At 66.3% G+C, this 11,867-nt stretch carries 12 protein-coding genes; 6 read left to right on the top strand and 6 right to left on the bottom strand.

Annotation, left to right across the window (positions count from 1 at the left end; all coding sequences use genetic code 11):
• Positions 1 to 3: 3 nt before the first annotated feature.
• Positions 4 to 477 carry an ureidoglycolate lyase gene (locus FOZ76_RS24450; RefSeq protein ID WP_143950915.1) on the top strand — a complete coding sequence of 158 codons (474 nt, stop codon included), beginning with the start codon at positions 4 to 6 and terminating at the stop codon, positions 475 to 477.
• A 127-nt stretch (positions 478 to 604) separates the two neighbouring features.
• Positions 605 to 1,468 carry a cation diffusion facilitator family transporter gene (locus tag FOZ76_RS24455; protein WP_143950916.1) on the top strand — a complete coding sequence of 288 codons (864 nt, stop codon included), beginning with the start codon at positions 605 to 607 and terminating at the stop codon, positions 1,466 to 1,468.
• 28 nt (positions 1,469 to 1,496) lie between these two features.
• Here FOZ76_RS24455 and FOZ76_RS24460 read toward each other — a convergent pair whose 3' ends face one another.
• A complete protein-coding gene (locus tag FOZ76_RS24460; protein ID WP_143950917.1) occupies positions 1,497 to 2,777 on the bottom strand; it encodes an arsenic transporter in 1,281 nt (426 codons plus the stop codon).
• A 351-nt stretch (positions 2,778 to 3,128) separates the two neighbouring features.
• Here FOZ76_RS24460 and FOZ76_RS24465 point away from each other — a divergent pair, with 351 nt between their 5' ends.
• On the top strand, positions 3,129 to 3,557 hold the full coding sequence (locus FOZ76_RS24465) for a DUF2231 domain-containing protein (protein ID WP_143950918.1): 429 nt from the start codon (positions 3,129 to 3,131) through the stop codon (positions 3,555 to 3,557).
• Positions 3,554 to 4,843 carry a PQQ-dependent sugar dehydrogenase gene (locus FOZ76_RS24470; protein ID WP_143950919.1) on the top strand — a complete coding sequence of 430 codons (1,290 nt, stop codon included), beginning with the start codon at positions 3,554 to 3,556 and terminating at the stop codon, positions 4,841 to 4,843. Before FOZ76_RS24465 ends, FOZ76_RS24470 begins: the two co-directional genes overlap by 4 nt.
• Before the next feature lie 119 nt (positions 4,844 to 4,962).
• On the opposite strand, the gene FOZ76_RS24475 is transcribed toward FOZ76_RS24470, so the two are convergent.
• From FOZ76_RS24475 to FOZ76_RS24495, 5 genes are all read right to left on the bottom strand, one after another.
• On the bottom strand, positions 4,963 to 5,724 hold the full coding sequence (locus FOZ76_RS24475) for a fumarylacetoacetate hydrolase family protein (protein WP_143950920.1): 762 nt from the start codon (positions 5,722 to 5,724) through the stop codon (positions 4,963 to 4,965).
• A 4-nt stretch (positions 5,725 to 5,728) separates the two neighbouring features.
• On the bottom strand, positions 5,729 to 6,697 hold the full coding sequence (locus FOZ76_RS24480; RefSeq protein ID WP_143950921.1) for a Bug family tripartite tricarboxylate transporter substrate binding protein: 969 nt from the start codon (positions 6,695 to 6,697) through the stop codon (positions 5,729 to 5,731).
• 12 nt (positions 6,698 to 6,709) lie between these two features.
• Entirely contained in the window at positions 6,710 to 7,603 is an 894-nt protein-coding gene (locus FOZ76_RS24485; protein ID WP_281283034.1) for a TauD/TfdA dioxygenase family protein, read from the bottom strand.
• A 181-nt stretch (positions 7,604 to 7,784) separates the two neighbouring features.
• Entirely contained in the window at positions 7,785 to 8,672 is an 888-nt protein-coding gene (locus FOZ76_RS24490) for a LysR family transcriptional regulator (RefSeq protein WP_143950923.1), read from the bottom strand.
• 1,077 nt (positions 8,673 to 9,749) lie between these two features.
• The gene (locus tag FOZ76_RS24495; protein ID WP_143950924.1) at positions 9,750 to 10,826 is read right to left on the bottom strand and encodes a hypothetical protein; all 1,077 of its coding nucleotides are present in this window, start codon (positions 10,824 to 10,826) and stop codon (positions 9,750 to 9,752) included.
• Positions 10,827 to 11,157: 331 nt separating this feature from the next.
• Here FOZ76_RS24495 and FOZ76_RS24500 point away from each other — a divergent pair, with 331 nt between their 5' ends.
• Positions 11,158 to 11,412, top strand: a complete 255-nt coding sequence (locus FOZ76_RS24500; RefSeq protein WP_211366481.1) for a FitA-like ribbon-helix-helix domain-containing protein — start codon at positions 11,158 to 11,160, stop codon at positions 11,410 to 11,412.
• Positions 11,409 to 11,831 carry a type II toxin-antitoxin system VapC family toxin gene (locus FOZ76_RS24505; RefSeq protein ID WP_143950925.1) on the top strand — a complete coding sequence of 141 codons (423 nt, stop codon included), beginning with the start codon at positions 11,409 to 11,411 and terminating at the stop codon, positions 11,829 to 11,831. Before FOZ76_RS24500 ends, FOZ76_RS24505 begins: the two co-directional genes overlap by 4 nt.
• Positions 11,832 to 11,867: the final 36 nt, after the last annotated feature.

The raw sequence follows: 11,867 nt of genomic DNA on the forward strand, positions 1-11,867 counted from the left end.
GCCATGCTCATCATTCCAACGCCCCTGACCGCAGAGGCTTTCGCGCCCTACGGCCACGTCCTGCAGTGCCCGCGGCAGCCGGCGCGGCAGTACCACGACCCCATCCTTGCCAACCTGCGCGGCAGCGGCGCAAGCCCCAGCCTTTCGCTCATCACCGTGGCGCCCACCGCGCTGCCCCTGCGTCTCACGGCACTGGAACGGCACGCCTACTCCAGCCAGACCTTCATCCCTCTGGACGTCGCCGCCTACGTTGTCATCGTCGCGCCCCGCGCGCCGGACGGCGGCCCCGACGGCGGCGCCGCGCAGGCCTTCCTGGCGGGGCCGGAACAGGCGGTGAGCTACCACGCCGACACCTGGCATCATGGCCTGACCGTGCTCGAGCGCCAGGCGCGGTTCGCCATTCTCATGTGGCGCGCCGGCGACGATGGCGACGAGGAATTCCGCCCCATTGCGCCCGTCTCCGTCGCCGGCGTCTGAAGCACCACGCCGCTCGCCTGGCTGGCGTCGACGGCGAGCGCGCCAGCCGACACGGCCGGCAGGGCGGCGCCGGCTTTCATCCTCGCGCGGGCGCGGCTAACATGCCGGCTCGTTCACCGAGGCCGCCATGCCAGCGCTCACTCCCCGACAGGCCCTGCAGGTCTCCGTTGCGGTCGCCATCCTGACCACCCTGCTCAAGGGGCTGGCCGCCTGGATCACCGGCTCGGTGGCTTTTTTCTCGGATGCGCTCGAATCCCTGGTCAACGTGACCGGCGCGGCGTTCGCGCTGGCGATGGTGATCTACGCGCAGCAGCCCCCGGACGCCGAGCACCCCTACGGCCACGGCAAGGCCGAGTATTTCTCGGCCGCCTTCGAAGGCGGCATGATCTTTCTGGCCGCGCTGGCGATTCTCGTCTCGGCCGCCGAGCGCATCGTGCATCCGCGCCCGATCGAGGCGCTCGGCTGGGGCACGGCCCTGGCGGTGCTCGCCACCCTGGCCAACCTGCTCGTGGCCAGGCTGCTGCTGGCGGCGGCGCGCACCCATCGCTCGATCGCCGCCGAAGCCGACGCCAGGCATCTCATGACCGACGTGTTCACCACGGCCGGCGTCATCGCCGGCGTGGCGCTCGCGGTGCTCACCGGCCACGTCTGGCTCGACCCCCTGCTCGCCATGCTGGTCGCGCTGAACATCCTGCGCGAGGGCTGGCGCCTGCTGCGCCGCTCCGTCGACGGCCTGATGGACCACGCGCTGAACCCGGCCGAACTGGCGAGCCTGGAGGCGGCCCTCGCCGCCTGTCTGGTCGATGGCGTGCACTACGTCGGCCTGCGCACGCGCAAGGCCGGCGCGCTGCGCTTCGCACACGTCCAGGTGCACGTGCCCGGCGACTGGAGCGTCACGCGGGCGCACGAGCTGGCCGACCGGGTCGAAGCCGCCGCGCAGGCGGTCGGGATCACGCTGACCACGCACATCGAGCCGGCGCAGCGGCGCTGAGCCCGGCGGCCGGCGCGCCCCGTCGGGCTCAGGCCAGGCGCAGCGCCAGCGCGGCCAGCGTCAACGCCAGCACGGGCACGGTCAGCACCACGCCGATACGGAAGTAATAGCCCCACGTGATGCGCACCTGCTTGCGGGCGAGCACGTGCAGCCAGAGCAAGGTGGCCAGCGAGCCGATCGGCGTGATCTTGGGGCCGAGGTCGCAGCCGATCACGTTGGCGTAGATCATGGCCTCGCGCACCACGCCGCTCGCCTGGCTGGCATCGATGGCGAGCGCGCCGGTCAGCACGGCCGGCAGGTTGTTCATGACCGAGGACAGCAGGGCCATGGCCAGGCCCGTGCCCAGCGCCGCGCCCCACACGCCCCAGGCCGCGAAGACATCGAGCAGGCCGGCGAGCGCATCGGTGAAACCCGCATTGCGCAAGCCGTAGATCACCAGGTACATGCCCAGCGAGAACACCACGATCTGCCAGGGCGCCTCGCGCAGCACCTTGCGCGTGCAGACCACGTGGCCGCGCGCGGCCACCGCCAGCAGCACGGCCGCGGCAACGCCGGACACCGCGCTGACGGGTATGCCCAGGGGCTCCAGGACGAACATGCCGGCCAGCAGCAGCACGAGCACGACCCAGCCGGCGCGGAAGGTGGCCACGTCGCGGATCGCCTCGCGCGGCGCGCGCAGCCGCGATACGTCGTAGCGCGCGGGCACCTCGCGGCCGAAACAGGCCAGCAGCACGGCAAGCGAGGCCGCCACCGACACCAGCGTCACCGGCAGCATCACCTGCGCATAGCGGCCGAAGCCGATGTCGAAGAAGTCGGCCGAGACGATGTTGACCAGGTTGGACACGATGAGCGGCAGACTGGCCGTGTCCGCGATGAAGCCCGCGGCCATCACGAAGGCGAGCGTGGCGCCGCTGCCGAAGCCCAGGCCGGCCAGCATCGCCATGACGATGGGCGTGAGAATGAGCGCCGCGCCGTCGTTGGCGAACAGGGCCGACACCACCGCACCCAGCACCACGCTAAGGCAGAACAGGCGCCGGCCGCGCCCGCCACCCCAACGCGCAACGTGCAGTGCGGCCCACTCGAAGAAGCCGGCCTCGTCCAGGATCAGGCTGATCACGATGATCGCGATGAAGGTGGCGGTGGCGTTCCAGACCACGGCCCAGACCGCCGGGATGTCGGACCAGTGCACGGCGCCGGTGGCCAGCGCCAGCGCCGCGCCCAGGCCGGCGCTCCAGCCCACGCCCAACCCGCGCGGCTGCCAGATCACCAGCACCAGGGTCAACAGGAAAATCGCGGCGGCAAGCGGCATGACGGACGGGGTGCGCGGAGAAAGCCGCAGGCGGCCTGCGGAACGGGGAGCGCATGATACCGCCGATGCGTGCGCCGCACCGGCCTGCGGACCGCGCACAGGGCGGCGAACCTTGGCAGGCCTGCGCAGGCCTCGCGTTGCCGCAGGAACAACCGTTGCTGCAAGGCCACACAGCGCCGGCCCGCAACGGCCGGTGCCGGCGTCGTGCGCGGCCCTGCATCCACATGGCCCTGCAAGCCAGACACGACGCGCTACAGAAGGCCGGCCGACCGGCCCGGCCCACACCACGGCCCATGGCGCGGCGGCACAGCCGGCATGCCGGGCGCTCAACCAACAGGAGGAACCGCCGCCATGGCAGTCACCATCGACTACAGGTACCCAGGCTACATACACCCGCTGCATGCCGTCTTCCTGGCCGGCACCATTCCCCTGTTCCTCGGGGCGGCGCTGAGCGACGCGGCCTACGCGTCGACCTATGAGATCCAGTGGAGCAACTTCGCCGCCTGGCTGATCGCCGGTGGACTGGTGTTCGGCACCGTGGCGCTGCTGTGCGCCCTCATCGGCCTTGCGCGTCCGACGCGCCGCCACCGCGGCGGCGCGGCCTACTTCCTGGTACTGCTCATCACCTGGGTGCTGGGCATCGTCAACGCACTGGTCCACGCCCGCGACGCGTGGGCAATCATGCCCACCGGCTTGGTGCTGTCGGTGATCGTGACCGTGCTGGCATGCATCGCCGCATGGCTGGGCCTGCGTACACCGCGCATGAGGGAATCGACATGAAGCTCGCCTACGTTCCAGCCCTGATCGCAAGTTCCGCGCTGCTGGCCGGCTGCGGGGCCGAACCGCAACCGCTGCAATACGGCGCCAACCCGGACCTGCCCGAGCCCAGGCGCGGGCTGCTGCCCAACATGACGATCGCCAAGCCTGCGCCCTGGGGCGATCGCCAGCCCACGGTGCCGCAGGGCTATGCGATCAGCGCCATCGCCACGGACCTGCAGATCCCGCGCCAGACCCTGGTGCTGCCCAACGGCGACATCCTGGTGGCCGAAGGCCGGGGCGGCAACGCGCCGACGCTCAAACTCAAGGACGTGATCGCCGGCGTCATCAAGGCCCGGGGCAATACGTCGGTGGAAAGCGGCAACCGGCTGACCCTGCTGCGCGACGCCGACGGCGACGGCACCTACGAACAGCGCACCGTGTTCGCCGAGGACCTCGACGCCCCCTATGGCCTGGCGCTGGTCGGCAACAACCTCTACGTTGCCAACCAGGACGAACTGGTGCGCTTCGAGTACCAGGAAGGCCAGACCCAGGCCAGCGGCCCGCCGGCCAAGGTGGCCGACCTGCCCTCGGCGATCAACCATCACTGGACCAAGGCCCTGGCCGCCAGCGCGGACGGGCAGTACCTCTACGTGGGCATCGGTTCCAACAGCAACATCACCGAGCGCGGCATGGCGGTCGAGGTGGACCGCGCCATGGTGTGGCAGGTGGACGCGAACACCGGCGCGCACAAGCCCTATGCGACCGGCCTGCGCAACCCCACCGCGCTCGCCATCCAGCCCGGCACCGGGCAACTGTGGGCCGTCGTCAACGAACGCGACGAGATCGGCCCCGACCTCGTCCCCGACTACCTCACCTCCGTGCGCGAGGGCGCTTTCTATGGCTGGCCCTACAGCTATTGGGGCCAGCACGTGGACGAGCGCGTCCGGCCGCAGGACCCGGAGAAGGTCGCCTCCGCCATCGCGCCCGACTACAGCCTGGGCTCGCACGTGGCCGCCCTGGGCCTGGCCTTCTCCAGCGAGGCCATGGGCACGGAATTCGCCGACGGCGTGTTCGTCGGCGAGCACGGCAGTTGGAACCGCGCGGAACCGGTGGGCTACAAGGTGGTCTTCGTGCCCTTTCAGGATGGCCGGCCCGCCGGCGATCCGATCGACTTCGTCGCCGGCTTTCGCGACGACGACGGCACGACCCGCGGGCGTCCGGTGGGCGTGACGCTGGACCCGCGCGGCGCGCTCATCGTCGCCGACGACCTGTCCAACACCGTGTGGCGCGTGACGCCCGCGCGCTGACGGCCTGCACCGGCCGGCCAGCAGCGCTGCTGGCCGGCCGGCGGCGATGTCGGGACTGCGCCAGCCTCGCGGGCCGAACCGGGCTGCGGCACAACCTCGTCGCACAGCGCCATCGCGCATCAGAGCGACGCGACCGGGTTGCGGAGCACGCCAAGGCCGGTGATCTCGATTTCGATCACGTCGCCGGCGGCGATGGGTTGCACGCCCAGGGACGAGCCGCAGGCGATGACGTCGCCGGGCTCGAGGGTCATGTCATGGGAAAGCTCGGAGAGGATGCGGTAGGGTCCACGGACCAGATCGCCGACCGCGAACTCCTGGCGCAGCTCGCCGTTCTGGCGCGTCCGTATGACGGCGGAGTGCGGCGCGAAATCCGTATCCACCACCGGCCCGAATACGCCGAAGGTGTCGAAGGACTTGGCCCGGGTGTACTGCGGAAAATCGGGTTCGCGCTGAATGATGTCCGATGCGGTCACCTCGTTGACGATGGTCCAGCCCAGGATGAACGACGGCGCGTGCGCCTCGGACACGGCCTTGCAGCGGCGTCCGACCACCATCCCCAGCTCCCCTTCGAAAATCACGCGGCTCGCGGCCGGCGGCAGGACGATCGTGGCGTCCGGGCCGATGAAACTGCTCGGCGGCTTGAGCACATAGCAAAGATCGATGGTCTCGCGCGCCTTGGATGCCACGACGAGGGCGCGCGAGTTGCGCCAGACCGCCACCATCTTGCCGGGCGTGAGCGGCGCGAGCAGCGGCGGCCGGCACAGCACGTCGCCGGTCCTCGTCAGGTCCGAGAACGGCGTGCCGCGGCACAGCTCGACCCGGGCACCGCCGAGCAGCCCATAGCGCGATTCGCCCTGGTGCCGGACGCGAACGATCCTCATCGGGCTATTCGACCGTGATCTTCGCGGCGCGCACGACGTCGGCCCACTTCTGTTCCTCGCTGCGGAGGAACTCGCCGAAGACCTCGGCGCTGGCGCCTATCGGCAGGATTTCCCATCCCTGCGTGTGCAGCCTGTCGACGATCTCGGGGTCGCGCAATACGCTCGCCGCGTCCGCGCCGATCTTGTCGATCACCGCCGCAGGCGTTCCCTTGGGCACCACCAGACCCAGATACCCCGCGACGAAGAATCCGGCATAGCCCGCCTCCTGCATCGTCGGAACGTCCGGGAAATCCGCCGCGCGCGTGCCGACGGTAACGGCCAGAGCCCGCAGGTTTCCGCTCTTGATATGGGGTGCGGCGGTCACGAGCGCATCGAACATGACGGGCACCCGTCCCCCCAGCACATCCTGGAGGGCGGCCGAGCTGCCTTTGTAGGGTATGTGCAGCATGTCGATCTGCGCCGAAAGCTTGAGAAGCTCCCCGGCCAGGTGGCCGGAGCCGGCCGGGCTGGTGGAGGCGAAGCTGATGTCGCCGGGGCTTTTGCGGGCAGCCTGCACGAGCTCGGCAACCGAGGTGAACGGTGCGGCGGGGCTGGCCACCAGCACGATGGGCGCCTGGGCGAGAAGAATGACCGGATCGAAGTCGTCCGAGCGGTACGGCAGCTTGCTCTGCAGGGCGGGGTTCACCGCATGCGGCATCCCCACCATGAGGATGGTGTAGCCGTCCGGCGCGGCCTTCGCGGCAGCAGCGGTACCCAGCACGTGTCCGGCTCCCGGCCGGTTGTCCACCACGACCTTCTCTTCCCACATGGCCGAGAGCTTGTCGGCGATGCTGCGCGCGAGAATGTCGCTGCCGCCACCGGCGGCCACCGGAACGATGATGCGCACCGGGTGCTCGGGATACTGCGCAAAAGCCGGTGGGAACGGCAGCAGCGCCGCCGCGACCACGATGAACCTCAAAAGGCCGGATGTCATGGTGCTCCTCGCTCAGGCAGCCTGCGGCGTCAGAAGGTGAACCGGACCCCGCTCCACGACGCGCCCCGAGGGCGTGCCGACGAGCGTGGTACGGAACATGTGCCGCCCTTCCGAGCGGTCGTAGTTCGGCAGCGCAATGTGCATGGTGCAGCGGTTGTCCCACATCAGCAGGTCATGCCGCCGCCATTGGTGACGGTACTGATTCTCCGGATCGGCGCAGTGCGCGAACAGGAATTTCAGCAAGGCGTCGCTCTCGCCCTCGCCGAGATCGAGCATCCGCACCGTCGACAATTCGTGCACGTAAAGCGCCTTGCGGCCGGTATCCGGATGCACGCGGACCACGGGCTGCGCGACCGGCGGCGTGCGCCTGAGCATCTCGGCCACCACCTGCGGCTCCCGCTTCTTGATATCGCTGGAGTTCCAGAAATCGTGAACGGCCCACAAGGGTTCCAGAAACGCCTGCATGGCGGGGGACAGCATGTCGTAGGCGCGGTACATGTTCGCGAACAGCGTGTCGCCGCCGACACGCGGGATCTCCTGCGCATGCAGCAGCGAGCCGGCCGCGGGCCGCGTGGTGTACGAAAGATCGGAATGCCACTTGCGTCCGGTGTCCCTCGTCTCCGAGGGCTTGCCGTTCACGAGATGGTTGGTGACCACGAAGATCTCGGGGTGGTCCGGATGGTTGTAGTGGCTGAGCGCATTGCCCACCTCCACTTCGCCGAGCGCGCGCGTGAACGCCACGTGCTGCGCAGGCGTGATGTCCTGCTCCCGGAAGAGAAGCACGCCCTCGCGCGTCCAGGCCTGCCTGATCTCATCCACCGTCGCGGCGTCGAGCGGCTCGCGAAGGTCGATCCCGAGCACCTCGGCACCGAGCGCGAACGACAGGGGTCGCAGCGTTAGCCCCATGATGCTCTCCGATTCAGAATGGAGACATCAGTGTGCTGGCGCACCGCTGTCGAGTCCAATCATAAAGTCGGTGGTTTGCATAAGGCAGATTAATGCCTCGGGCAGCAGGTTCGCCGGCGCACCCTTCGCGCTGCGCGCCATGCCGCCAAGGGGGAGCGCGCGCGCCTGTCAGGCGGCAGGCTCACTCGCCGCGCTGGGCCGTCAGGCGCAACTGCGCCATGAAGGCGAGCATGGCCTCGGACTTCGGAACCGAGGGGTTGCTCACCATCACGGTCTCGATGTCGATCACCGGGTGCAGCGGGACGGCTACCAGATCGCCGAACGGCATCGCCCGCACCAGCGTGGATTCGACCAATGCGACGCCCACGCCCAGCCGGGCGAGCTGGATGCCGGCGGAGGACATCGACACGTGCACCTGGATCTTCGGCGCGACGCCCGCTTCGGACAGGGCCCGATCGACCCAGGGCCACAGCGCCGACTGCGGCAGGTAGGTAATCAACCGATGTTCCGCAAGCTGGGCCATTTCGACGCAGCCAAGCCCGGCCAGCGGATGATCGCGCGGAACGACGCAGACGATTTCCACATGGCCCAGCGGTTCCACATCGAGGGCCTGGTTGTGCACGGGCCCATACAGCATGCCCAGCTCGACCTCCTGGCTCACCACCCGATCGAGCACCTGCGAGGGCGTCAGCGAATGCAACAGCACCTGCATGTCCGGTCGCGTGGCAACGAAGCCGGCCACGGCCCGCGACACGAGGCCGTACGCGATCGGAAACGCCGCGGCGAGAGAAACGGCGCCCAGCGTTCCTCCGGCCAGATCGCGGGTCAGCCGCTCGATCGAATCGAGGCGCTCGAACAATATGCGCACGTCCGGCAAGATCGCCAGGGCCTCGGGCGTCGGCTTCAGCCGGCCTGCGACTCGCTCGAACAGCTTGAACTTGAGCCTGGTCTCCGCGTGCTTGAGCACGGTGCTCACCGCGGGCTGGGTGACGTTGAGCAACTGCGCCGCTTCCGTGACCGAGCCGGTGCGGTAGATGGCATAGAAGACTTCGAGATGTCGAAACTGCATGCGCACGCCCCATACGGTAAGGCTGCCATATCAGAACCCCAGGCCCCGCGACGAGGGCGATGCCCGGCTTCGCAACGGACCCGCGAGTCGCCGCTCAATGCGGCTAGTGTAGTGCGCCAATCCGATCGGTACTTAGAGAAGCAGCAAAGCCCCACGCCCGCCGCCATCCGTGAAACCCCGCATTGCAGCGGGACTGACGCAGACGCAGCGGCGCAAACCGTGCGGGCCTCGCTGCGCGCGTGGCAACAACGGGAAGCGGGTGACCGGACAATGGCCACTCAACCAGGACGAAGGAGCGGCGCAATTAGCAAGGGAAGACAGATGGCAGGCACCCGAGGGCCGGAAAGACCGGCCATACCGGCATCGAGATACACGGACAATCAGGGCCAACTCAAACACGCCGCCGGCCTGCACCCTGTGGCCCCTACGCCCTGAAGTCCGGCGACGCCGATTTCTTCCCGCATTCCCGCTGCGCCGACAACGATGCTCGGAGAATTTGGCGAAGAATGCCCGAAGTCTGCCCCGAAACTTGCGGAATCATTCATGAGCGATCGCTTTGAATGAGCAATATAGACGTTTCTTCGCACACGCCGATGATGCAGCAGCGTGTCCCCTATAGAACGCTGGGACAAGTATGGAAAGCTACGCCAAACGCTACGCTGAGGAACACCTACCATAATGGGCGTTGCTGGGCTCGACGGAGAGCAGGCAGCAACTCGGATGTTCTGGGGGCTACCATCCATCCGGGTACAAGCGCGGCCCGGCGATCAACGCCAGGCTCGACTGCACGCGCGCTGACATCGATGTAGGGCTGATGTTGGGCCAGTGGCAGACGCGCATCCATCTGGATGTCCGCATGGCTTCGCATCGTGGTGCGACTGACGCAGCCGCATCGCACACGCCGACGGCGCGTAGGACCCAGCGGCCCCCTCCCGTGATCGAGCCTCCCCAGGCGCGGCGCGAAAACAATAAGCCGCTAGCTGTGACAAGACGCGCTCCAAACTCGCGGTAGCGCAGGAGAAAACCACATGCGCACAGCCCTGCTGAATTCAGTTATTTTTGGCTGAATCGCAGTCACTAACCGTCCTGGTTTTCGTTTGGAAACATTGATGAAAGGCCGGATTCTCGCGAATCCTGCATGCCCAAGCGCCTAGCCTCACTGCCCTCAAGAGTAGCCTTTGTCAGTTCTTCGCGAAGGGACAGCGTTCTGTGGTTAATAGTGATACTCGGCTGGTTGCATAACAGTTCCGACAAATCTTTCGACAACCCAACAGCAGCCTTCTTCAAATTTGGTTCCATTTCAGACACGTCGATCCCCTGCTCTTTCATACGCTGAGACAGCGTGAGAATTGCATCCACTGCGTCGGCTCTTTGTGGAAGCCTACTGATTCTTCCCTCATCAGTGTAGTTTCTGTAAATCCACGCTACCGCATTCGAGATGAACGCCGCCATCGTCTCAACAATTTTGGTGTGTCCGAACAACTGGACCCATAGGCTACCCGACTCTATTTTGCCAATACGGAGCGGATATTCGATTTCAGACACTGAGAACAAGGCACAAAGTTCCGAGTAGATAGCCTGCAACGCCCTAAGCTGACCCGCAAGAATCACCAAGCTGCTCCCCTTCTGCAGCACCAACAAAAACTCTGCCTCAATACTGCCAGCTCGATGCGCCTGCTCGATCGATGTCCTTACCGCACGGAGGGTCCTCAGGAAGGCTTCAATCTCGGAATGCAACTTCTGCGCGGAGAAAATCAAAGGATATGCGTTCAACGCTGACTGCTTCGCCAAGTATTTGTCATAAAGATCGGCGAGGATCTCCGTTGCATGACTAATTTCATGGATTGGTTCTACGCCATCCGGCCATCCAGTTTTCAGTGCGTTTAGCCCCTCTTGCAGACTCTCCAATGCTTTAAAGAAACTTCGATGATTTATATTCTCAGTGATCGTACGCAGCGCATTGAAGTGCTTATAAAGGTTAGCAGCAGCAGCGGCCCCTTGTGAGGTATGACCTGTGCTTGCAACGCTCTCTAACAACCTCACTCCACTATCAGCGTGGTCTGAAAGCTGGGAAAGACCAGCTATGAACGGTTGGACCGGCGCCAACCCTGCTAAGAAAGCGTCAATGGAGCGAACGAGTTGGAAAGTATTCATCGATCTCTATGAGAACAGTAGCCGTTGCAGCTCGAGGGACTCCGTTATGCCCATCCCATCTACGGTCTGCGCCAGGACAAATTTCGAGAACGCCGCCGACGATCGCATATGAGTCGCTCCTCAGCCGTGTCTCGGGAAAGTTGAATGAGAATAAGCCATTCGGTATCTTCGCGCTCGACGGAGTCTTACCCCCCCCCCGACGCTTCCTCGTAGGCGCGATCAAGCAGGTTGTTTACAGGAGCCTTCCGGCATCCGCAAGGCTTCACCGCGATCGAGCGCTCTTGCATTTTGCTAAAATGCAAGAGTTGCTTTCACCTGCAGGAGTTGAAAGATGCCCTCCGTCACCATTCGAAACGTGCCCGACGAGGTACATCGCGCCATCCGCGTGCGGGCTGCTCAACACGGCCGCAGCATCGAGGCCGAAATGCGCGACATTCTGGAATCCGCGGTGAAGCCGCAAGGCAGGGTCAGGCTGGGCTCGCTGCTGGCCGAGATTGGCCGCAAGGTGAAGCTGACCGACGAGGAATTCGCCGTCTTCGAGAGCGCGGGCGACAGGACACCGGCTCGCGCGGCGAAGTTCGAATGATTTTGCTCGATACCAACGTGGTGTCCGAGCCACTACGCCCGGCACCCGAGGGCCGTGTCATTGCATGGATCGACGCACAACCGCTGGAGACGCTCTATCTGTCGGTGATCAGCGTGGCCGAGCTTCGGTCTGGCGTGGCGCTCCTGCCGGCCGGCAGGCGGCGCTCGAACCTGCAGGAGCACCTCGAGCAGCGGGTGCTGCCCATGTTCGCCGGGCGCATGCTTGCATTCGACATGGCTTGCAGCCACGCCTACGCCGAGTTGCTGCCAAAAGCTCGCGCTGCCGGCCAAGCCGTGGAGACTGCCGACGCGTTCATCGCGGCCGTTGCGATTGCCAACGGGTTCACGGTGGCCACACGCGACACGCGCCCATTCCGGGCCGCTGGCGTGACGGTGGTGAACCCTTGGGACGACACGTAGCCCTCAGCATGCCGTGGGCCGTCAATGGTAATGTGT

The sequence above is a fragment of the Verticiella sediminum genome (assembly GCF_007558815.1).
Classification (GTDB): Bacteria; Pseudomonadota; Gammaproteobacteria; order Burkholderiales; family Burkholderiaceae_B; genus Verticiella; species Verticiella sediminum.

What these genes read in the sequence shown, in the direction of transcription:
- FOZ76_RS24500 (WP_211366481.1), top strand. Translation starts at nt 11,158, where the DNA reads ATGCCCTCCGTCACCATTCGAAACGTGCCCGACGAGGTACATCGCGCC.
- FOZ76_RS24475 (WP_143950920.1), bottom strand. Translation starts at nt 5,724, where the DNA reads ATGAGGATCGTTCGCGTCCGGCACCAGGGCGAATCGCGCTATGGGCTG.
- FOZ76_RS24490 (WP_143950923.1), bottom strand. Translation starts at nt 8,672, where the DNA reads ATGCAGTTTCGACATCTCGAAGTCTTCTATGCCATCTACCGCACCGGC.
- FOZ76_RS24495 (WP_143950924.1), bottom strand. Translation starts at nt 10,826, where the DNA reads ATGAATACTTTCCAACTCGTTCGCTCCATTGACGCTTTCTTAGCAGGG.
- FOZ76_RS24465 (WP_143950918.1), top strand. Translation starts at nt 3,129, where the DNA reads ATGGCAGTCACCATCGACTACAGGTACCCAGGCTACATACACCCGCTG.
- FOZ76_RS24450 (WP_143950915.1), top strand. Translation starts at nt 4, where the DNA reads ATGCTCATCATTCCAACGCCCCTGACCGCAGAGGCTTTCGCGCCCTAC.
- FOZ76_RS24470 (WP_143950919.1), top strand. Translation starts at nt 3,554, where the DNA reads ATGAAGCTCGCCTACGTTCCAGCCCTGATCGCAAGTTCCGCGCTGCTG.
- FOZ76_RS24505 (WP_143950925.1), top strand. Translation starts at nt 11,409, where the DNA reads ATGATTTTGCTCGATACCAACGTGGTGTCCGAGCCACTACGCCCGGCA.
- FOZ76_RS24480 (WP_143950921.1), bottom strand. Translation starts at nt 6,697, where the DNA reads ATGACATCCGGCCTTTTGAGGTTCATCGTGGTCGCGGCGGCGCTGCTG.
- FOZ76_RS24455 (WP_143950916.1), top strand. Translation starts at nt 605, where the DNA reads ATGCCAGCGCTCACTCCCCGACAGGCCCTGCAGGTCTCCGTTGCGGTC.
- FOZ76_RS24460 (WP_143950917.1), bottom strand. Translation starts at nt 2,777, where the DNA reads ATGCCGCTTGCCGCCGCGATTTTCCTGTTGACCCTGGTGCTGGTGATC.
- FOZ76_RS24485 (WP_281283034.1), bottom strand. Translation starts at nt 7,603, where the DNA reads ATGGGGCTAACGCTGCGACCCCTGTCGTTCGCGCTCGGTGCCGAGGTG.